Source organism: Paenibacillus sp. FSL R5-0475, assembly GCF_038004585.1.
Classification (GTDB): domain Bacteria; phylum Bacillota; class Bacilli; order Paenibacillales; family Paenibacillaceae; genus Paenibacillus_AQ.
The window spans coordinates 3,210,569-3,231,493 of sequence record NZ_JBBORK010000001.1 but is presented as its reverse complement, the minus strand read 5'-3'; the positions used below and the strand labels follow the sequence as shown (position 1 = coordinate 3,231,493).

The following is a 20,925-nucleotide window of genomic DNA, read 5'->3' as shown; positions in this document are numbered from 1 at the left end:
GATGAGAAGCTTAATAGGAAAGCTTGCTTGGTCCAATATTCGTAAAAGAAAAAGTGCAACGATTACGCTCTTCGTATTGATTATGATTGCTGCGCTGCTGCTGAACATTGGCCTCACGGTCAGCTTGAAGCTTAATTCTTTTCAGCAAGAAAAAATATCGAAGCTAAATACACCTGATATCACCGCTTATTTTCCTTTAAATGAGAATGTGAAGAATTATGAATCTCTGGTGGATAGCTATCCTTATACTGAAACATGGGAGAATGAGGCGGCGCTTCTGCTACCTGATGTAAAGATAAACTACGGGGGAAACAATACAGCTATTGCTTTCTTGATTCTTAATAAGGATTCGCAGCGCTCTATGGGACTATTTAATACCACTTCTCGGTTGGAACCTGCGGATCAAAATACAATTTATTTGCCGTATATCTTTCACGGAGGCTCAGGGTATAACCTTGGGGATACGATCTCGTTTGAATACGATAACAACAAATTCACTTATACCATCGGTGGATTTACGGAGGAACCCCTTTTTGGGACATTGACGAATGGGGCTTTGAAAATATTTTTAAACGATGAAGGTTATAAGCAATTAGAGGAACGGCTTGGGAAAGAAGTTCAATTTAATTTTTTATCTGTACAATTAAACGAACGGGCGAAAGAAGTCAAGCTGGAGCAAAAGTTGAGTGAACAGATTTTTGGATCTGGAAACACAAGTTCATTTTTAGTCATGCGAACTGATGTGGGGCTCGAAGGTAACCGCGTTTTTGTGAATATTTTAGCCGCTATTCTGATTGTATTTGCATTGATTATGGTTGTAATCTCGTTGATTGTGATCAGGTTTCAGATCTTCGGGAATATTGAGGATAACCTAACCAACATCGGTGTTTTGAAAGCGAACGGTTATACGTCAAGGCAGATCATATCCTCATTTCTGTTACAGTTCGTCTCAGTATCTATAATGGCCTCCATACCGGGAAGTTTGATTTCTGTTCTAGTCATGCCCTTAGTAGGTAATATGATTTCGTCTTCGGTTGGACTGTTGTGGCCGACAACTTTTGAATTATTAAGTGCTTTGTTGAGTTTGCTTATCGTTACGGTGCTGATTCTCTTAGTTGCCTACCTGTCTAGTAGAAAGATTCGAAGGATTACTCCGATAGCAGCTCTTCAGAGCGGGCTTCTTACCCACAATTTTAAGAAAAATCATTTTCCGCTAGCGAGCACTTCATTGAATTTGCAATTCGCCTTAAGTCTGAAGTCTTTATTTAGACAGACCAAGCAGAATTTTATGATCGTGCTGATCGTTGCAGGGTTGACCTTTTCGAGTATATTTTGCTCCATCCTTAATTTTAACTTTAAAGGGGATACTTCAGCCGTTTTAGATTTAGTGGGTCTAGAACGTACCAATTTGCAACTTGATCTAAAAAAAGCTGATCATGATCCAAAGATATTTGCAGAAGTAGAGGCCATGCCTGAGGTTCAGAAGATCTCCATATTGGAAGGTAGAGTAGCTTCTATAGATGATTCCAGTTTTATGATCCGTGTATCTGATGATTATGCCAAGCTGGAGACGCAGACGGTCTATAAAGGTAGGCAGCCCATTTTTGATAATGAAATTGCGATATCCGGTGTAATTGCAAAAATGAAAAATAAATCGATTGGGGACGAGATTCCAGTTACGTTTAATGGGGTAACCCAAAATTATTTGGTGACTGGTCTTAGCCAGCAGATTAATCAGTTAGGTATGGTAGCTACCATAACAGAAGATGGAATGAGAAAATTGCAGCCGAATTACTCAGTCCAGTCCATTAATGTGTACTTAAAGGAAGGGGAAGATCCTCAAGTCTTCATTCAAAAGCTTGAAGAACGTCTCCCTGGACAATGGAACGTAACGAACATTTTAGACATGTTAGAAAGTACGCTCAGTACATTCACTTCAGCAGTATCTTCTATGACAGCAGTCATTACCGCGGTCACAATTATAGTGGTTAGTTTAATTTTGTATTTGGTGATTAAGACGTTGATTATGAAACGTAAGCGGGAATTCGGTATTCTTAAAGGTATCGGATATACGACCTTTAATTTGATGACACAGATTACGTTCAGTCTTTTTCCGGTGATTGTAGTTGGAGTATTATTGGGGAGTTTAGCAGGTTATTTTTTCTCGGATTCGGCGTTTGTATTATTGCTTTCAAGTCTAGGCATTTATAACGTTCAGCTGGCGGTTAGTCTGCCTCAAGTGCTTCTACTGTGTGCTGTCATTCTAGTTGTTGCTTATGTGGTATCCATGTTAGTTGCAAGACGGATTCGGAAGGTCAGTGTATATGATTTGATTATGGACTAAGAGCTTGAACAAGAAACAACGAGCTGGAGGTAGGCTGCACCTGTATTAATAGGTTCCACAGCCACTCCATACTCGTTGTTATTTTTATTACATATTCATTCGTCCGTCATCATAATTGAATTGCCAATCGATGCCGAATTTATCTTTTAGACTACCATAACACGAGCTCCAGAAGGTTTCTTGTAATTCCATACCTACTTTTCCGCCTTCTTTAAGCTTATGGAAATATTTCTTTATGCCATCCAAATCCTTACTAACTACCGAAAGACTAATGTTATTTCCTTCCACAAAAGGCATGCCCGGAAAAACATCAGAGAACATTACATTACTGCCTTCGATATTCAAGCGAGTGTGCATAACTAAATCTTTGGCTTCTTCAGGAAGAGTGAAATTGGGATCAGGTGGTGTTTCGCCAAAGGTCATGATTTGTGGACGTTCAACGCCAAATACCTCCGCGTAAAATTCTGCGGCTTGACGGCAATTCCCGTTGAAATTCAGATAAACATCGATAGACATTTACTTCACTCCTTAAAAGTTTTATTGGCATCGAAAGCATGGTTTAAAGTTAAAATTTAAGATATCTCGCGACTTCCATATTGTATCATTTACCAGTGTATAAACAAATATACTTATAGTCTCATTTGGTATGAGCTTAAATATGACTAATCAAAAAAAGCCGCTGGAATATGATCCAGCGGCTTTTTTCCTATGATTTAATTCGTTTACCGAGCAGAACTAGTAGCCAAATGATACCAGCACCTACTATGGCATGACCGAGACCCGCAATATGCGGTAAGAAGCTGATATCAGTCCCGTTAATTTGCAGCATCCCGCGAGTGGCCATAGTACCGATCGTGATCAGGAGACCAATGTTATATACAATGTACCATGCGCCAAAGGATTTAGCTTCATGGATATTAAATAACTTGGCTAGGATCAATGCGATTATAAAGAAGAAGAAGCCCAGTACAAGGATATGAGTATGAAGTGCAACTAAGATGGTGTTTCCTTCGAAATCATTCATTTTGGTAATTTCACGATAAGCAACACCTGCTATCAAACCAAGAATGGCATAGAAAAAAGACGTGTAATACAATTTTTTCATGATCATGACTCCTTTATGTTTATTGTTATATTGAAATCATATCTTTCAAATAAGAACGCAGTATGAACAAATGATTATATAGTGATTAATTTCACGGAATTGACAAAAATTAATCTCTTAAGCATGTCCCACATAGTTTCCACACAATATTCATCTATAATCATTAATATTATTGAACCCCACTATTCATTGAATTCAGGGTGTTCGATGGCACGGGAGGATGAATATGAAAAAAGCGGATTGGATCATAGCCATTCTAGTTATGGGAATGGGTCTGATGTGCATGTTGGTTTCAGCAAATTTTTTTCGTATTGATTTTTTCCGTATTATAAAGTAGGAGATGGTTTTTTTGAAAAGAGGAGTATTTGCAGTAATCAGTGTTGTTATTTTGTCATTTGGAATTGGAACAGCAGCTTATGCTGCCGGGTTTGCTCCAAGCACTTTTAAAGAGATGTTGCCCTTTATGAAAGAAAGACATCCTAACTTAGGTGATTCCGAGCTAGAACAAATGTATAAGAGCTGTCATCAACAAGAGGGCATTTCTAGTACTCGTGGAATGATGTAAGGCTATGCTGATATAGTGTCAACTATAAACAACGCCTTTTAAAAAGAACCCTTTGTTGCATACAACAAAGGGTTCTTTTTTTAACTTTATCATCCCATAAGTATCCTATTACAATCTTAAGTTACCGGGTTCAATGCTCCTTGATACTCATACATTAAATTGTCGATAATCTGCTGTACGGACAATATCTCTTTAATCTCATGAACTCTGGACCCGGCAAACACTAATCCGTTCTTAACATCTCCTCTAAGCGAAGTTAGCAGGGATTCCATGGTACAGAAGCGATGCGAACATACCTTTAGACAATTAGAGCATTTTGCTATTTTTAATTTGGCATCATCACTAATACGTTCTGTGAATTCATTACGAATCGCTCTGCCATCTAGCCCAACTGTAGACTTAATTAGAATAGTATCACCTTGCTGAGCATCTACATATTTTTGTTTAAAGGCCAAAGGAGCATCACATTCATGGCTCGCCACGAAACGAGTCCCCATCTGAACACCAGAAGCGCCAATCCGAAGGGCTTTTGCGATATCATTTCCCGTCAGAATCCCACCAGCAGCAATAACCGGAATCGAAACGGCTTCTACAACCTCAGGAAGAATTTCGAACATGGATCTCTCTGTGCCCAAATGGCCTCCGGCTTCAAATCCTTCCACTACGACTGCAGAGGCACCAAGTCTTTCGGATATTCTGGCTAATTTGGCGGAGGAAACAATAGACACCACAGGAGTACCATACTCTTTACCCCAAGCATAAATATCTCTGGAAATCCCGGCTCCAGAAATAATAAAGTCCACTTTTTCTTCCAAAGCGACCTTCATTTTATCAGCAAAATCCTTCATCGCGAATAGAACATTCACACCGATATATCCAATCCCTTTTGAGAGCTCTCTTGTTTTGCGAATATGCATTCTCAGTTCATCAGTGGTGATTCCTGTACCGGAAATGGTGCCGATCCCGCCTGCATTGGCTACAGCAGCAGCTAAGCCACTTAAGGATATGCCTACGCCCATACCCCCTTGAATTACAGGAACCTTGGATTTAATATGCCCAAATTGGATTGTTGGCAGTTTCATATACGCACCTCTTTCACTAGTTGTAGACCGTTATAAAATGTCTACTGGAGTAACAGTTATAAAGGTATCACAGTTAAATCTTTGCAGATGTGACTGTGCGCATGCTCAAACTATGTTAAATATCATGTTCATATTATAGGAGGGAGAAATATAGAAATCCGTTTATGATACAATAAATAGCAATATTATAAGGAGAGAAGGACTATGTATGGAGTTTGAATATTTGCTTCGTGTAGTTGGAGCTGGAATTTGTGGTGTTTTAGTTGGCTTTGAACGAAAAAGTCGGATGAAAGAAGCGGGAGTTAGAACGCATTTTATTGTTGCTTTAGGTGCTGCACTTATGATGATCATTTCAAAATATGGATTTCAGGATCAAGCTGATTGGTCCTATGTTAAGCTCGATCCCGCACGTATAGCTGCCCAGGTAGTAAGTGGAGTGGGATTTCTTGGTGCAGGAATGATTTTCATGCATAGACACACTGTGAAGGGCCTGACAACTGCAGCGGGGATTTGGGCAACGGCGGGACTAGGGCTGGCGATTGGATCGGGCCTATATATTCTTGGTGGAGGAGCAACAATTATTATCTTACTTGGACAAAAGATTTTGCATGGCCGATACAGTTGGCTGGCCTCACCGAAAACGCAACAGATTGTGATCTGTCTGACTAATTCAGAAGGAGCCGTGAGTAGAATTCAACAGCTCCTTGAAGAAAAAAATATTACCATTTTAAGCTTTCACGCTGAAAATAATAGTCTTGCCTCCGAATTGAATTTAGAAATTATCGTAAAATTTCCTGAATCGTTTAATGCTGTGAAATTGTTGTCACTGATACAAGAGGACGCGTCTGTTAAGGCAGTAGAGTTTCAATAATTTTTTTAACATTCCGCATCAAAAGTTGGTTTCTATATGAAGAACTTACTTTTGATGCGGGTGCAATTTCCATTTCACTATCAATCCGCGCACGATTCTACCTTTTTTCCAATATTCAGATCCACAAAACTTCTGCATCGACCCCAAACCTCTTTTGTTTTTAAGATATTTCCTCCACCTCTAAATTAAGTTTTTCCTATTTATAGTTTCCGCTCGGTCTATTATGAGAGCGGTTTTGGTCTTTTATGTTATGTTTGTGTTATGTATTTATTGGAGATTGTTATAAAAATCACATATTAAACGCTTTCATTTATTTCGAATAAAAAAATATGTCATTTATATTGACATACAATCAATGAGCCTTTATTATTAATCCCATCACTGGAGAAACTAAACTGAAATTTAATCAAATAATACATTAGCGTAGCTTAATTGGCAAATTTTTTCTTATTTTTATAGTTTTATTAGTTTGATTAATGCACTGAAGAAAATAATTAGGAGAATGTCTGTGAAAAAGCACGATCAGGATTTTATGAAGCGGCAAAATCGTTTGACGGTCTTCGAAATCATAAAAAATCAACAACCAATTTCTCGCGCTTCCATCGCCAAACAAACGGGTATGAGTCCTACAACTGTAAGTCGAATTGTTGGGGAATTAACTGAACAGGGCTATCTACTGGATTCGGATCAGGTATCGTCAGGATTAGGTCGGAAATCAACGTTGCTAGCTATGGTTGACGCTTCTGTATTGTCGGTTGGGGTTGAGCTGGATCGCAGTCTTATGATTGTAGGTATCGTAGATTTGCAAGGTAAGCTTCTCTGCAGCAGGCAATACCCGCGTACTCCGGACGAGAGTCCAGACAAGACACTGGAACGAATCAATGAAGCGATTGAACAACTGACGCAGCAGCATGTGATTGACAGAACGCGTATCGTCGGTATTGGCGTTGGACTTCCTGGAATTGTGAATAACGAAGAAGGTATTGTTGTCTTCTCTGTTCAGCTTGGATGGAAGAATGTTGCCTTAGCAAAACGCCTAAAGGAACTAACCGGTTTTGAAATTGCTGTAGATAATGAGTTGAAAGTTAGAGCTCTTGCTGAACACCTCAAAGGCGCTGCTGTTGGATCTGTCCGTACCGCACTATTGGGCTTCGGGCAAGGCGTTGGCTCGGCGATGATCCTTGAGGGAGAGATTTATCGCGGGGTGATGAACAGTGCTGGTGAAATAGGGCATACGACAGTGGATCCTAACGGAATGATGTGCGAGTGCGGTAAGGCGGGTTGCTTACAGACCTATATAAATATCAGTTCATTGTTGTTGGAAGCCAATCGGATTCGTCCGATTCGCACGATCGAGGAGTTATTTGAAGCAAAGGATGCAGGAGAGCATTGGGCGGTTCATTTGATCGAGCGTGCGCTCATGTATATGGCGATTACAATCAACAATGTCGTATGCATGTATAACCCCGATAGTGTGATCCTGAGTGGAGAACTCGTAGACAAATTTCCGGATATTTATGAAGCAGTCGAGAATCTATATCTTTCACGCTTCACATGGGAACCCCTTCGTGGGTCTTTCTCCATTCATCGTTCGATGTTGAACGAGAATGGTGTAATTATCGGATCTGGATTACTATCGCAAAATCGTTTTTTCGCATTGGATTAAAATAATTACATCGAAGGAGGTTGTACAGATGGGGTTTACAACATTAGTAGAAGAATATCGCGGTGGCTTACTGGAGAATGTCCATTATGGTGCAGTTAGTGTGGTCGATGAGAAAGGTAATATTTTGTATAAAGCAGGTAATCCGGAGCATATGACCTATCTTCGTTCAGCTGCTAAACCATTCCAAGCTTTACCGGTTATGAAGCGTCGGATCGATGAGGTTTACGGTTTGACAAGTAAGGAAGCCTCACTCTTTACTGCTTCGCATCGGGGAGAGGCCTTTCATATTGAAGCGCTTGAATCTCTTTTTCAGAAAATGGGATTAAAAGAAGAGGGACTTCATTGTTGTTCTACATACCCACTGAATGAGGAAGCCAAGGCAGAACGCTATCGGGCGAATGAGCCCACTCGTAAAATCTTTCATAATTGCTCAGGTAAACATGCAGGGTTAATGGGCCTTAGCAAATATATGGGTTGGGATATAGATACTTATTATGATCCTAACCATCCCGTGCAACAGGAGATCATTGATATCATGGCTTATATCGCAGAAGTATCGAAGGAATCCATTCCTCAAGGGATTGATGGTTGTGGTCTTCCTATCTTCGCACTCCCTCTTCATAAAATCGCTTATTCATATTTAAAGCTAGCCTGTCCTGATTTGATTGAGAATACGGAAATACGTAACGCAGCTGCTGCGACTGCAAAGCTTATGAACGATAATCCGGTGATGATTGCAGATACGAAATTCGTCTGCTCAGAGCTTCTAAAGGATGATAATCTGACGGCAAAGGGCGGCGCTAAAGGTGTATATGGGATTGGACTCCGAAAGGAACGAATCGGTATCTCGCTAAAAGTATCCGATGGCTCCGAGCAAGTATGGCCTTGTATCATCGCATCGATTCTGGAACGTTTAGGCTATAGCAATCAAGATACGATTGATCGTTTATATGCACTCGTGCCGAACACTATTGTTAATGATGGCGGCACAGTTGTAGGCGAACGCCGTGCTGTATTCCAATGGGAAGTCTGATTATAAAGATCGAGAATAATCTTCAAGTCTCATGAATAATTGGACTGGGAGCTTTTCTAATACATCGTTTCTAAAGGGGAGTGTATAACATGAAAGCAAAAGGAAAAGTATGGTCAATGTTCATGCTGCTGCTTATTACAGTAGTAGTGACTGCAGGGTGCGGCAACAAAGCGAACAACGAGGGACAAGGCGGCAATACCGCTGGTGGAACGGAAACTAGCACCCCAACTACAAAAAATGATAAAGACATTGTAATTGCCATCAATGCTAACTTTATTACGCTGGACCCTCATAACGCAAGCGATACACATTCAATCAGCGCTGCCAGAACGATGTACGAAGGTCTAATGGGTTTTGATGAGAATATGAACGTAGTTCCTGTCCTTGCTGCTAGCCATTCCATAAGTGAAGACGGGTTGGTCTACACGTTCAACTTACAAGAGAACGTTAAATTCCAAGACGGTACTGACTTCAATGCTGAAGCGGTTAAAGTAAACATCGCCCGTATTCAAGATGAGAAGAATAATCTGAGACTGCGCAAAAGCTTTGCAAAGGTAGCAAAAGTGGAGACTCCTGATGCCAAAACCGTGGTTATTACACTCAGCGAGCCATACAACGCATTTTTAAATAAAGTTGCTATGGCACCTATTATTAGCCCGAAAGCTTTAGAAGAAAACGGAGCTGATATTTCGAAAAAACCTGTAGGAACGGGTCCGTTTAAGTTCAAAGAATGGGTGCAAGGTGATCGTCTAGTTGTTGAGAAGAATACGGATTACTGGCAAAAGGACTTGCCGAAAGTGGATAGTATAACCTTTAGACCCGTACCAGAAAATGGATCACGGATTGCGATGCTGAAGACTGGTGAGGCTGATTTCATTTATCCAATGCCTACCGAGCAAGTATCCGAGGTTGAAGGCCTTGAAGGAATTACTATAGATACCATCGATTCAACCATTGTTCGTTATGTTACTTTGAATACGATGAAGAAACCTTTCGATGATGTAAAGGTACGTCAAGCCATTAACTATGCTATCAACAAAGATGCGTATATCAAGGTGGTGAAATCGGGTCTTGGCGCTAAGCTTGATTCCACGATGTCATCCAAAACACAATATTATTCCCCACAAACAGGTTATGACTATGACATTGAAAAAGCTAAACAATTGCTTGCTGAAGCGGGATATCCTGACGGATTCGAAACCGAAATTTGGGGTGAGAATGAATCTGAAACTATGAAGGGTATGCAATTTATCCAACAACAGCTAGCGCTTGTAGGCATTAAAGTAGAAGTGAAGTCCATGGAAGGCGGTACTTTATCCGACCAAATTAACGCTGCTAAAACACCTGAAGAAGCAAAAATTCAAATGTGGTATGTCAGCTGGTCTCCATCCTCCGGTGATGCAGATGGTGCTACTAGAGGTTTGTTCAGTAGTGAAATGTTCCCACCAGCTGGCTCGAATACAGCTTATTATAAAAATGAAAATGTAGATAAATGGATTGCTGAAGCAAACAAATCTGTTGATCCGGAAGCGGCTAAATCCATTTATGCAAATATTCAAAAAACAGTATGGGAAGATGCTCCGTGGGCATTCATGGGCGTTGACCAAATCATCTCAGGCAAACGATCGAATCTGGAAGGTGTCAAAGTCTTCCCGGATGGTTCCATTAATGTCCTAAATGCAGAAGTGAAATAATTCAAGTCAAACGCAAGATTTAATTTCCCAAGAATTGAACGAGGCCGCTTCTTAAGAATGGTAGGAAGCGGCCTCAACTAAATCATTTGTCGATACTGAAGGGGGCTTATGAGTTGGGTAGATATGCTTTACAAAGACTCCTCGGGGTTATTCCGTTGCTATTCATTGTATCGGTATTAGTCTTTCTGTTTATTCACTTAATTCCGGGCGATCCGGCCCGGCTTATTGCGGGTAAAGACGCCACACTTGAAGAGATTCATGGCATTCAAGAGCAACTAGGTCTCAATCTACCGCTGTGGAATCAATACATAAACTACATGAGCGATCTACTAAGTGGTAATCTGGGCAATTCGATTCGATCAGGGATTCCAGTAACCGATATGCTAGAAAGTAGAATAATGCCTACCTTGTGGTTAACGTTTCTCAGCATGGCTTGGGCGCTTGTCATTGGTCTTCTAATTGGTGTTATTTCAGCGGTTTATCGTAATAGATGGCCTGATCACTTAGGCACATTGACAGCCATTTCGGGGATGTCGATTCCTGGATTCTGGTTAGGTTTGGTACTCATTCAAATTTTCTCGGTAGAGCTTGGATGGTTTCCGACCGGTGGTGTAGATTCCTGGAAGTCGTATATTCTTCCTTCCATTACACTTGGAATGGGAATTATGTCGATGCTGGCTCGTTACTCACGGTCATCGATGCTAGAAACGTTACGGGAGGATTATATCCGTACTGGACGTGCGAAAGGCTTACGCGAGTATGTTGTTATTAGCAGGCATGCGCTGCGCAATTCTCTTATACAGGTCGTTACTGTAGCTGGACTTCAATTTGGATTCTTGCTTGGTGGATCGGTTATGGTTGAGACAGTTTTCAGTATTCCTGGTCTGGGTAGACTGCTGGTGGATTCCATTTTGTTCCGGGATTATACAGTTATTCAAGCTTTGCTGCTGCTGTTTTCAACACAATTTATTCTTATCAATTTAATTGTAGATTTATTGTATGGCGTACTCAATCCGAAAATCAGGTTTTCTCAGTAAGCTAGAGTAACTGAGAGGCAGAATTACGATAGTTTTCTATAGGGTGAATATAGGATTAGGAGGGATATCATGAGCGACAATTCGGCGGTAATGGGAACCAATTCTCCTATACCCGGAGAGGTAATAGCCCCGGAGAAAACAAAAGGCCGCGCGGGTGTTTTTATTCGCAAGTTCAGCAAACAAAAGATGCCCCTTGTGGCTGCATTTTTTATCATATTGCTTTTTTTAATTGCCATTTTCGGGCCATTTCTGACCCCTTATAATCCTGATGAACCGAACTATGATGCGCTAATGCAGGGTCCGTCTGCCAAGCATTGGGCGGGAACGGATGAATACGGCCGTGATATTCTAAGTCGCTTAATTGATGGTACAAGGTTGACTTTGGCGGTCAGTCTGAGCTCCGTATTGATAGCAGGTGTACTTGGAACCATCCTTGGTCTTGTCAGTGGATATTATGGCGGTTGGCTGGATCGGATTATTATGCGTGGCAGTGACGTATTGTTCTCATTCCCTGATTTACTGCTTGCCATTGGGATCGTCGCTATACTTGGGCCTGGTTTATCCAACGTTGTGATTGCCGTTGCAGTCTTCGGTACACCCTCGTTCGCCCGCATTATTCGGAGCGTAACATTGTCTGCGAAGGAAACATTGTTTGTTGAAGCTGCCCGTTCAATGGGTGCAAAGAATCGTCGAATCATTTGGCGACATATTTTTCCTGAAACAGTCCCTAGTATCATCGTTAATCTATCCATGAAAATTGGTGGGGCAATCTTAGCCGCTGCGTCACTGAGCTTTCTTGGAATGGGTGCGAAGCCAACGGAGCCCGATTGGGGGGCAATGTTAAGCATGGGGCGCGATTATTTAAGTATAGCTCCACATATCGTTTATTTTCCGGGTTTAGCTATATTTTTGACAGTACTTGCATTTAACCTGGTCGGGGACGGACTGCGCGATGCTCTTGATCCCAAAATGAAAAACTAAGGAGGGACAAGACATGACTCAAAATTTGCTGGAAGTACAAGGGCTGAAAACGGAGTTTAAACGCGGCGATGGAAGTATAACGGCAGTTGCAGGTGTTGACTTTGTGATTAAGAAAGGTGAAGTGCTGGGTCTAGTTGGAGAATCCGGCTGTGGCAAAAGCGTTACCTCACTGTCGATTATGCGGCTCCTTAAGGATACGCCAGGCAGAATTTCTGGCGGTTCTGTTCGTTTCGAGGGAACGGATCTGACAAAGGTTACGGACAAAGAGATGCGCCAGATACGGGGAAATGAAATGGCGATGATTTTTCAGGAGCCGATGACTTCACTTAATCCTGTGCTGAAGATTGGTTTGCAATTGATGGAGCCGATCATGTTGCATTTGGGTTATGGTCGGAAGAAGGCTCGTGAACATGCCATTCATATGTTGCGGTTAGTTGGTATACCACGTGCGGAAGACTTGGTGGATGAATATCCGCATCAGCTCTCTGGCGGTATGAGGCAGCGTGTAATGATTGCGATGGCGATGTCTTGCCACCCGAAACTACTGATTGCAGATGAACCAACAACGGCGCTTGATGTAACGATTCAAGCTCAAATCCTTGATCTAATGAAGCACCTGAAAGAAGAACAGGATATGGGAATGCTGCTCATAACCCATGACCTTGGTGTAGTAGCAGAACTATGCGACCGTGTAGTCGTTATGTATGCTGGTCGTGTAGTGGAGGAAGCTTCCGTTCATGAGCTATTTGCAAGACCGCAGCATCCATATACGAAGGGATTAATTCAATCCGTTCCTAAGCTGCGTCAAAACGTACGTCGCTTGGATTCCATTAAAGGGAATGTACCTGATCTATCACAAATGCCAGCAGGTTGTAAGTTTGCGCCACGCTGCGATTATGTCACAGAGCGTTGTCTCTCGCAGGAGCCAGAGTTACTCCCTATTGAGGGACTAGAGCGAAAGAGTCGTTGTTGGCTTACACAGCAGGAGAACACGGAAGGAGGGGAACGTTTGTGAAGGAGACTCCACTCATTGAAGTTAAAAGTCTGAAGAAGTTTTTTTCGGTGAAAAAGGGCTTTTTCGGAACTACTAGATATTTGCACGCAGTTGATGGGATCTCATTCGCTATACGTAAAGGAGAAACGTTCAGCCTTGTGGGTGAAAGTGGCTGTGGTAAATCTACTACGGGTAGATTAGTGACTCGCTTGCTGGAGCCGAATGACGGTGAAGTGTGGTTTAAGGGTCAAAATATTAGCCATATCTCAGACAATCAAATGCGGCCTATTCGTAAAGATATACAAATGGTGTTCCAAGACCCTTATGCTTCGCTTAATCCACGGATGAAGGTGAAGGATCTTGTGGCTGAACCTCTGCTCATTCATACAAAGCTCTCGTCCAAAGAACGGGATAAACTAGCATGCGAGTTACTAGAGACAGTAGGATTGAATAGTATCCACGCCGAGCGCTACGCTTTTGAATTCAGCGGTGGGCAGCGACAGCGGATTGGAATCGCCCGGGCGTTGTCTGTTCGCCCAAGCTTAATCGTAGCAGATGAGCCTGTGTCAGCACTGGATGTTTCGATTCAGTCACAAGTGCTAAATCTGTTGCAGGATCTGCAGGAAGAGTATGGCCTGACATATTTATTCATTTCACATGATCTAAGTGTTGTTGAGCATATTAGTGATCGAATTGGAGTTATGTATCTTGGTTCGCTCGTAGAGACGGCGGATAAGGATACCTTGTATGATCGTCCAATGCATCCATACACACAAGCACTGCTATCTTCTGTACCTGTACCCGATCCTACCTTAAAGAAGGAGCGCATTATTCTGAAGGGAGATCTTCCAAGTCCGGTTGACCCACCGTCGGGATGCCGTTTTCATACAAGATGTCCCTCCTGCATGGAAATCTGTAAGCAGCATGTACCGATATTCCGAGAAGTCGAACCAGGTCATGAGGTTGCGTGTCATTTATTTGATGAAGAAATGCTGAAATTAGAGCGGTAGCTGAAATTGTGAGATAACTTTACGGAAAAGAAGGGACAACGATGAATATCTTATTCGATTCCGCTAATGTGGCGGATACTATTGTCTATTTAGCTTATGACGAGGAGTCTTTTCCTTTTAAGCTGGGATCGCCCCACAAACAGTGCAGCAGTGTGACTTGGTTACATGCTCGCACTGAGGAAGAGTCTGATGTGTTAGCGGTAGGAATGGGAAAGCGCAAGGATATTACGCTTGAGAGGATTCGCCGAGCGGGTGGAGCTGCTGCTCGTGCAATTCTGAAGGAAGGACGCAGTAGTGCTTCGCTTGTTCGCTTAGCATCGGAGGCTATAAATAGGAATAAGGATATTACTGCTGCTGATGAATTACAAGCTTGGATGGAAGGCTGGATTCTCGGCTTGTACCGTTTCCAAACTTATCGGGGAACTACCAAGGTGGAAGGCTCTGTTGAATTACAGCTTCAATCGATAGATTGGCCTGAGCTGTCATCGATTGAATTGGAAGCTGTACGGGTTTCTGCGCAGATACGCGCTGAAGGAGCCGTAGTTGCTCGCGATCTTGTGAATGAGGTACCTGGGACACTGAACCCTGATCGTTTTGCGGAATGGATGGCAGAATTTTTCGACCGTGATGATGCTGCTTTGAAAGTCCATATCTATCGAGGACAGGAGCTCGTGGAACTTCAGATGAATGGATTGCTCGCAGTTGGAGCGGGGAGTAAGCACGCTCCAGCCCTAGTTGAAATTCGTTACAAGAGTAACCCTGAATTACCGATGTTAGCACTGGTAGGTAAAGGTGTAACCTTTGACTTAGGCGGCATGAATGTGAAGACGGCTAGCGATATCAGCGATGCACGCATGGATATGGGCGGTGCGGCTGCTGTTATTGGGGCTATGGATATTTTGATACGGAAGCGTGCAAATGTAAATGTGACCGCACTTATTCCAGTCGTTGATAATGTGCCAGATGCTGAGGCGATGTTACCTTCGTCTGTTATCCGCTACCCTAACGGGCTAACCGTTCAGGTTGCGAATACGGATGGCGAGGGTCGACTTATCATAGCGGATGCGCTTATTCATGCCGCGAATATCGGAGCAACCCAAGCTATTGATATCGCTACCTTAACTGGAAATGTCGGTGCGGCGCTCGGATTAGGCATCGCGGGCATATGGGGCGATGCAGATATAACGCAGAGTCTAGTTGAGATTGGTGAGCGCAATGGAGAACGACTGTGGCCCATGCCGTTAATGGATGAATATGAAGCAGATCTTCGGAGTAATTACGCCGATCTCCGCAATGTTAGTACTTCCCCTTTTGCAGGTGCGATTACAGCAGCCCTATTTATTCGGCGCTTTGTAGCAGAATCTATGAGCTGGGTTCATATTGATATGGCTGGGACGGTACAGTACAAACAGGATGTGGGGTACTCTGAAGCTGGAGCGACGGGATATGGTGCACGTCTGCTCGCCGATTATGTCATGAAGCAAGTGCATCATTAACAACTGGAAGAGTGGGTGAAAGTTATGAGATTGGAAATCATCGCTACTTGTATGGATGATGCTCTGACGGCTGAGGCGAATGGCGCAGATCGTCTTGAGCTTATTACTGCCATTACGGAAGGTGGATTAACACCAGGAATAGGGTTGGTGGAGCAGGTAGCCAAATCGGTTAGCATTCCTGTCTTTGTTATGGTCCGTCCGCACAGTCGATCATTTAACTATTCCAAGGATGATATTTTGACCATGGCTGCAGAGATCAGGCAGATTGCAGCCAGTGGTGCTTCGGGAGTTGTTCTTGGCGCATTAACACCGGAAAAAAAGATCGATGAGCATGCGCTTGAAATATTATTGCCATTGACAGATGGCTTACAAGTAACCTTCCATCGTGCTTTTGATGAGCTGGAGGACCAAATTGCAGGTTATCGGACGCTTTGTAATTACCCGCAAATCACTCGTATACTTACCTCTGCTGGACCAGGTCCGGCACCTGAAGCCATTCCCGCTATGCGTAGGCTAGTAGAGGAATCAAGAGGTAGTTCGATAAGTATTTTGGCTGGAAGTGGTTTGAAGCCAGAAGGTATTACATCGTTTATTCAACAGACCGGAGTCACAGAAGTACATTTTGGATCGGCTGTTCGTCATGGCAAAGATGCTTTGTCGCCAATCGATCCAGTAGCCCTGCGGGCGTTAGCTAAGAATATTCATTCGAACGGCTAATAATAGATAGTGAAAAGGTGAATGGTTATGCATAAGGCTGAGAGCTATGTAGTAGGAATTGATTTAGGCGGAACAAAAATTGCCGCAGCATTATTCGATTCAAAGGGTACCATGTTGAATCGGGAATTAATGGAGACAGCTGGCGCGCGCACCGCTGAAGAGGTGGTGCAGCGAATGATCGGAATGATCCGCTCTGTATCCGAAGGGCGACCGCTGATTGGAGTCGGACTGGCTTCACCTGGAGCTGTGAATAGCCAGGATGGAATCGTAATTCACGGTACCAATCTTCCTGAATGGGATAATGTTCCACTGAAACATTGGATGGAGTCAGAACTTGGCATAGAAGTGAAGGTGGTAAACGATGCGAACGCTGCGGCTTGGGGCGAGTATGTAAGAGGGGCTGGTAAAGGCTCGAACAACATGGTGTATGTTACCTTCAGCACAGGAATTGGAGCTGGAATTGTTATGGATGGTGAGCTACTGCTCGGAACGAACTCATTTGCAGGAGAACTCGGTCATAATATTATTGACCCGAACGGAACGGAATGTAGCTGTGGAAGATATGGATGCTGGGAAGTATTTGCTTCGGGTACAGCGATTCGGGATATGGCACTGCGGAGTATGGAGAGCAGAACGTCGATGATTACAGAGCTGGCTAGTAGAAGTGGTGAAAAGATTAATTCTCGACACGTCTTCGAAGCGATGGCACTAAAAGATCCGGTGGCTGTCGAGGTGATTGAGCGAACGATTCATTATATGGCGATTGGATTAGCTAACGCGGTACATACGTTTAATCCTGATCGTATTGTAATTGGTGGAGGCGTAAGCAAAGCTGGTGAACTACTGTTTCCAGCGCTGAGAGAGAAAACAGAGGAACTTGTCATGAAGCCGTATAAAGGAACTTATACTATTGAATCAGCAGGTCTGAGGGATGATGTAGGTCTTATAGGCGCTGCAGCATTATTTCATACCGTCTAGACTATCTGAACTATTTATCAAAGCTAGCGAAAACGGAGGGGCTGAAGAGATGGGTGCAAGAGAAGAAAGAACGAGATGGTTCTTACAGGATAGATTCGGTATGTTCATTCATTGGGGATTATATTCCATTCCAGCACGAGGTGAGTGGATTCGTGGAAACGAGCGAATGAGTAGAGAGCATTATATGACGTATTTCGATGAATTTGACGCATCTCGATATGACCCGAAGAAGTGGGCCAGCGCAGCAAAAGCAGCGGGGCAGAAATATGCGGTTCTTACGACCAAGCACCACGACGGATTCTGCTTGTTTGATAGCAAGCTAACAGATTTTAAAGCGACTAACACGCCTGCTGGACGTGATCTCGTTCGAGAATATGTAGACGCTTTCCGGGCGGAAGGTATTGCTGTAGGTCTGTATTACTCTATTATTGATTGGCATCATGATGACTACCCTGGATATGGTGATAAAGCGCATCCTGATCGGGATAACGAAGCGGCTAAAGACAAGCCGATTGATTTTGATCGATACTTGGAGTATATGCATGGACAAGTGAAGGAACTGTTGACGAATTACGGCAAAATCGACATCATGTGGTTTGACTTCTCCTACGACAATATGACCGGAGAGAAATGGAAAGCAACGGAGCTAATCCGTATGATTCGCTCTATCCAGCCGGATATTATTATTGACAATCGTTTGGGGGGGGATATCCGCGCGGCCGAGCCAGAAGAATATGCTGGAGATTTCTTTTCTCCAGAGCAGATCATTCCTCCCGGTGGCATTGTTGACGTGAATGGTCAATCCATTCCATGGGAAGCATGCATTACGCTTAATGATAACTGGGGTTACCATTCCGAAGATAAAAATTATAAATCAACCCAGCAGGTCATTCGCTCAATGGTCGAATGTATCAGTAAGAATGGCAACCTCCTCCTTAATGTTGGACCAGATGCTAAGGGTGAAATGACACGGGAATCACTGGTTATCCTTGACGAAGTTGGGGAGTGGATGCGCCTTAATGGCGAAAGTATTTATGGATGCGGGAAGTCTTCGCTGCCTAAGCCAGAGTGGGGACGTTATACGCAAAAGGGCAACAAGTTGTATGCGCACGTCTACGACCGTGGAATTGGCCCGATCTATTTCCAAGGCTTGAAAGGGAAGATTAAAAAGGCTAGATTACTACGTGATGGTACCGAGCTAAAGGTGGAGGTGCCGTGGATGGCTGAGGAATATTCGGATGTTGACGGTGGAGCGTTTATTACATTAAAAGGGGCTAAGCTTCCCGACGAGATGGATACGGTTATTGAGCTTGAGCTTCTTTAATTAAACCAGATAGAGTGTCCCATAAGTCATGAATGGCTGCTGGGGCACTCTATTGTTTTTTGATTGATTCCTATAATAATTACGACATATACAAAGTACCTATCAAGCACAGATGACTCTAATCGAAGTATTATTGCATTTTGGGATGTTAACGGACCGGTGCTGACTGACACTGTGAAAGCTGTTGAAGCAGGCAGCCAACGAATCAGAATACAAAGCGGCGATTCTCCAAATAACAGGAGAATCGCCGCTTTGTGAATACTAAAGGCGAGCCTTGCGGAAGCCTTCATATATATTGAGGACCGCAATTAAAATCAAGACCGCTATTCCTCCACCTACTAGCCCCGTTTCAAACTGGTTAGCTGTAGTAGTTAATAAATTAGACATGTAGTTAATGAATTCTTGGTTAAATACATTCGGATTTATAAGGATAATAGCGAATACAATAAGCACAATGAGCTCGAGGGCCGTATTACATAATGCTAATTCTCTAGTCCATTGTCTCTTGATTAATTTATATATAGTTAATGCGACTTCTAATCCGATCACAATAAGAATAATAGGCCAATAATCAAGTAACACATGCTGATTAAAAGCTGGGGCTACGAAGTTAAGTGCGCCTTCACCGCCTCTATAGACTCTGATCAGGTGTTCAGCATTAAAATAAACAGTAGCCCAAATGGCAGTCCACAGTAAACTTCCGAACACTTCGAAGCTTGTAATTGCTTTTTTCTTATGGACAAGCGCGATATCCTTCAAATCATCAGGAGTCCATTTCCTTAATTTTGTAGTAAGTGGATGACCTTCCTTTCCTTTATCCGCCCGTTCGATAATAGCGAACACAACAGTTATCCAAAAAAAGACTTGGATTCCTACTTCAAGGAAGGTTCCAATTCCTCTACTTATAACTGCAGTAACAATATCCGCAACTGTTTTATCTCCGCTATAGCCAATCAAGTAATCAGCAACCAGAGCGATTAAAGAAACAACTACAGCGATTGGTATAATCATTTTTAACAACGTAACATATAAATCGAAATAGCGTGGGCCGATGAGATACATGGGCTGATCGCGATACTCACTAGCTAAAATAGCGGGATTGCCCAATTTTGTAAGGACGGCTTTTACCTCTTTTTCGTCATAATCATCCGGTAACATATCCTCGATGGTAGATCGTAATTCGAGAGCGATATCCTCCCGATTTTGTTCCGGTAACCTCCGAGTCACTTCATGAATGTAAATCTCAATTAGATTCATGGTCATCCTCCCCTTGTAATAGGCCGTAGAGCTCTTTCGAATTCTTAAGCCATTCTTCCTTTAGCTGTAAAAAAATTTCTACGCCATAGTCACTTAGAACATAATACTTACGGGGTCTGCTCTCGGATGTGTCCCAGCTGCTCGTCACTAATTCCTGTTTCTCTAATCGGCGAAGTAATGGATATAGGGTGCTTTGATCGATGATGATGCTGGATTCCTCCAACAATTGAACGAGCGAATATCCATACTGGGGTGTTCGTAATTGACTTAAAACGGCTAGTGTTAACGTACCTCTCCTAAGCTCTGTGATTAAAGAATTTAATAAAGTACTCATTCACCCACCTCATTATTTAAAATATAAGGATTTATAATTGCTTATAAATTGTTCTTATATTTTTGGTTTAAACGCTCGCTGTCCTTGAGAGGACGTCGAAGCCGCTTATACTTACTATGTGTCATACAGTATTTGATCTATACTATGCATCATACACTATTGTTGTTCTAACATCAATTGAATAAAATAATCTTCTAAGAAATAAATAAGAAAATTTTTCTATTTTGTGAAGCAGTTTGATTAAAAGGAGGTTGTGAAATGATTCCATTTTTTAGTGACATCCCGAATGCTTCTACACGGGAGGTAGTTAAACCGGTTCATAAGGGTTGGTCAAAGGGAAGTTACTAATATGCTGAGCCGAGCGGAGAGTGTTCTGGAGTAGTATGATGATTTTCAAACCTATATTCCGAAGTGGTATTTGGCAAGCGTGTAGGATT

General features: G+C 42.7%; 19 protein-coding genes. 14 read left to right on the top strand and 5 right to left on the bottom strand.

From position 1 onward, the window contains the following. Nucleotide 1: 1 nt before the first annotated feature. A complete protein-coding gene (locus MKX41_RS14505) occupies nucleotides 2-2,344 on the top strand; it encodes an ABC transporter permease (protein WP_340971387.1) in 2,343 nt (780 codons plus the stop codon). 87 nt (nucleotides 2,345-2,431) lie between these two features. Here the strand turns inward: MKX41_RS14505 and MKX41_RS14500 are convergent, their stop codons facing one another. Both MKX41_RS14500 and MKX41_RS14495 read right to left on the bottom strand, forming a co-directional pair. Further along, nucleotides 2,432-2,860: a VOC family protein gene (locus tag MKX41_RS14500; protein WP_042189935.1), complete on the bottom strand. Its 429-nt coding sequence runs from the start codon at nucleotides 2,858-2,860 to the stop codon at nucleotides 2,432-2,434. A 190-nt stretch (nucleotides 2,861-3,050) separates the two neighbouring features. After that, on the bottom strand, nucleotides 3,051-3,449 hold the full coding sequence (locus MKX41_RS14495; protein WP_042189934.1) for a DUF2871 domain-containing protein: 399 nt from the start codon (nucleotides 3,447-3,449) through the stop codon (nucleotides 3,051-3,053). Nucleotides 3,450-3,798: 349 nt separating this feature from the next. On the opposite strand from MKX41_RS14495, the gene MKX41_RS14490 reads away from it, so the two are divergent. Continuing rightward, nucleotides 3,799-4,014 (top strand): hypothetical protein, encoded by a 216-nt coding sequence (locus MKX41_RS14490; protein ID WP_340971384.1) that lies wholly within the window; start codon nucleotides 3,799-3,801, stop codon nucleotides 4,012-4,014. A gap of 116 nt (nucleotides 4,015-4,130) precedes the next feature. Here the strand turns inward: MKX41_RS14490 and MKX41_RS14485 are convergent, their stop codons facing one another. After that, nucleotides 4,131-5,096: an NAD(P)H-dependent flavin oxidoreductase gene (locus MKX41_RS14485; protein WP_339266035.1), complete on the bottom strand. Its 966-nt coding sequence runs from the start codon at nucleotides 5,094-5,096 to the stop codon at nucleotides 4,131-4,133. A gap of 208 nt (nucleotides 5,097-5,304) precedes the next feature. On the opposite strand from MKX41_RS14485, the gene MKX41_RS14480 reads away from it, so the two are divergent. The 12 genes from MKX41_RS14480 (at nucleotide 5,305) to MKX41_RS14425 (ending at nucleotide 18,897) form a co-directional block, all read left to right on the top strand. Further along, entirely contained in the window at nucleotides 5,305-5,967 is a 663-nt protein-coding gene (locus tag MKX41_RS14480; protein ID WP_042189928.1) for an MgtC/SapB family protein, read from the top strand. Nucleotides 5,968-6,475: 508 nt separating this feature from the next. Continuing rightward, entirely contained in the window at nucleotides 6,476-7,633 is a 1,158-nt protein-coding gene (locus tag MKX41_RS14475; protein WP_339797254.1) for an ROK family transcriptional regulator, read from the top strand. A 28-nt stretch (nucleotides 7,634-7,661) separates the two neighbouring features. Beyond that, complete coding sequence (locus tag MKX41_RS14470; protein WP_340971380.1) at nucleotides 7,662-8,666, top strand: asparaginase; 1,005 nt, start codon at nucleotides 7,662-7,664, stop codon at nucleotides 8,664-8,666. Nucleotides 8,667-8,755: 89 nt separating this feature from the next. Further along, nucleotides 8,756-10,360 carry a glutathione ABC transporter substrate-binding protein gene (locus MKX41_RS14465; protein WP_339266029.1) on the top strand — a complete coding sequence of 535 codons (1,605 nt, stop codon included), beginning with the start codon at nucleotides 8,756-8,758 and terminating at the stop codon, nucleotides 10,358-10,360. Nucleotides 10,361-10,473: 113 nt separating this feature from the next. Next, nucleotides 10,474-11,397 carry an ABC transporter permease subunit gene (locus MKX41_RS14460; RefSeq protein WP_042189920.1) on the top strand — a complete coding sequence of 308 codons (924 nt, stop codon included), beginning with the start codon at nucleotides 10,474-10,476 and terminating at the stop codon, nucleotides 11,395-11,397. 69 nt (nucleotides 11,398-11,466) lie between these two features. Then, nucleotides 11,467-12,378: an ABC transporter permease gene (locus tag MKX41_RS14455; protein WP_042189918.1), complete on the top strand. Its 912-nt coding sequence runs from the start codon at nucleotides 11,467-11,469 to the stop codon at nucleotides 12,376-12,378. Nucleotides 12,379-12,391: 13 nt separating this feature from the next. Then, entirely contained in the window at nucleotides 12,392-13,393 is a 1,002-nt protein-coding gene (locus MKX41_RS14450; protein WP_042189916.1) for an ABC transporter ATP-binding protein, read from the top strand. Continuing rightward, a complete protein-coding gene (locus tag MKX41_RS14445; protein WP_042189914.1) occupies nucleotides 13,390-14,382 on the top strand; it encodes an ABC transporter ATP-binding protein in 993 nt (330 codons plus the stop codon). The genes MKX41_RS14450 and MKX41_RS14445 overlap by 4 nt, the downstream gene beginning before the upstream one ends. 41 nt (nucleotides 14,383-14,423) lie before the next feature. Next, nucleotides 14,424-15,878 (top strand): leucyl aminopeptidase family protein, encoded by a 1,455-nt coding sequence (locus tag MKX41_RS14440; RefSeq protein ID WP_340971375.1) that lies wholly within the window; start codon nucleotides 14,424-14,426, stop codon nucleotides 15,876-15,878. A 24-nt stretch (nucleotides 15,879-15,902) separates the two neighbouring features. After that, nucleotides 15,903-16,595, top strand: coding sequence for a copper homeostasis protein CutC (locus MKX41_RS14435; RefSeq protein ID WP_076300524.1), 693 nt, complete (start codon nucleotides 15,903-15,905; stop codon nucleotides 16,593-16,595). A 27-nt stretch (nucleotides 16,596-16,622) separates the two neighbouring features. Further along, nucleotides 16,623-17,573: an ROK family protein gene (locus MKX41_RS14430; RefSeq protein WP_143764145.1), complete on the top strand. Its 951-nt coding sequence runs from the start codon at nucleotides 16,623-16,625 to the stop codon at nucleotides 17,571-17,573. Nucleotides 17,574-17,622: 49 nt separating this feature from the next. After that, entirely contained in the window at nucleotides 17,623-18,897 is a 1,275-nt protein-coding gene (locus MKX41_RS14425) for an alpha-L-fucosidase (RefSeq protein WP_340971370.1), read from the top strand. 261 nt (nucleotides 18,898-19,158) lie between these two features. Here MKX41_RS14425 and MKX41_RS14420 read toward each other — a convergent pair whose 3' ends face one another. Next, a complete protein-coding gene (locus MKX41_RS14420) occupies nucleotides 19,159-20,154 on the bottom strand; it encodes an HAAS signaling domain-containing protein (protein ID WP_042189905.1) in 996 nt (331 codons plus the stop codon). Continuing rightward, nucleotides 20,141-20,488, bottom strand: a complete 348-nt coding sequence (locus MKX41_RS14415) for a PadR family transcriptional regulator (RefSeq protein ID WP_042189902.1) — start codon at nucleotides 20,486-20,488, stop codon at nucleotides 20,141-20,143. The genes MKX41_RS14420 and MKX41_RS14415 overlap by 14 nt, the downstream gene beginning before the upstream one ends. Nucleotides 20,489-20,925: the final 437 nt, after the last annotated feature.

Bases quoted from the DNA above. Each gene is read 5' to 3' on its own strand.
- MKX41_RS14440 (WP_340971375.1), top strand. From the start codon at position 14,424: ATGAATATCTTATTCGATTCCGCTAATGTGGCGGATACTATTGTCTAT.
- MKX41_RS14505 (WP_340971387.1), top strand. From the start codon at position 2: ATGAGAAGCTTAATAGGAAAGCTTGCTTGGTCCAATATTCGTAAAAGA.
- MKX41_RS14435 (WP_076300524.1), top strand. From the start codon at position 15,903: ATGAGATTGGAAATCATCGCTACTTGTATGGATGATGCTCTGACGGCT.
- MKX41_RS14485 (WP_339266035.1), bottom strand. From the start codon at position 5,096: ATGAAACTGCCAACAATCCAATTTGGGCATATTAAATCCAAGGTTCCT.
- MKX41_RS14425 (WP_340971370.1), top strand. From the start codon at position 17,623: ATGGGTGCAAGAGAAGAAAGAACGAGATGGTTCTTACAGGATAGATTC.
- MKX41_RS14415 (WP_042189902.1), bottom strand. From the start codon at position 20,488: ATGAGTACTTTATTAAATTCTTTAATCACAGAGCTTAGGAGAGGTACG.
- MKX41_RS14450 (WP_042189916.1), top strand. From the start codon at position 12,392: ATGACTCAAAATTTGCTGGAAGTACAAGGGCTGAAAACGGAGTTTAAA.
- MKX41_RS14470 (WP_340971380.1), top strand. From the start codon at position 7,662: ATGGGGTTTACAACATTAGTAGAAGAATATCGCGGTGGCTTACTGGAG.
- MKX41_RS14480 (WP_042189928.1), top strand. From the start codon at position 5,305: ATGGAGTTTGAATATTTGCTTCGTGTAGTTGGAGCTGGAATTTGTGGT.
- MKX41_RS14465 (WP_339266029.1), top strand. From the start codon at position 8,756: ATGAAAGCAAAAGGAAAAGTATGGTCAATGTTCATGCTGCTGCTTATT.
- MKX41_RS14420 (WP_042189905.1), bottom strand. From the start codon at position 20,154: ATGAATCTAATTGAGATTTACATTCATGAAGTGACTCGGAGGTTACCG.
- MKX41_RS14495 (WP_042189934.1), bottom strand. From the start codon at position 3,449: ATGAAAAAATTGTATTACACGTCTTTTTTCTATGCCATTCTTGGTTTG.
- MKX41_RS14430 (WP_143764145.1), top strand. From the start codon at position 16,623: ATGCATAAGGCTGAGAGCTATGTAGTAGGAATTGATTTAGGCGGAACA.
- MKX41_RS14455 (WP_042189918.1), top strand. From the start codon at position 11,467: ATGAGCGACAATTCGGCGGTAATGGGAACCAATTCTCCTATACCCGGA.
- MKX41_RS14500 (WP_042189935.1), bottom strand. From the start codon at position 2,860: ATGTCTATCGATGTTTATCTGAATTTCAACGGGAATTGCCGTCAAGCC.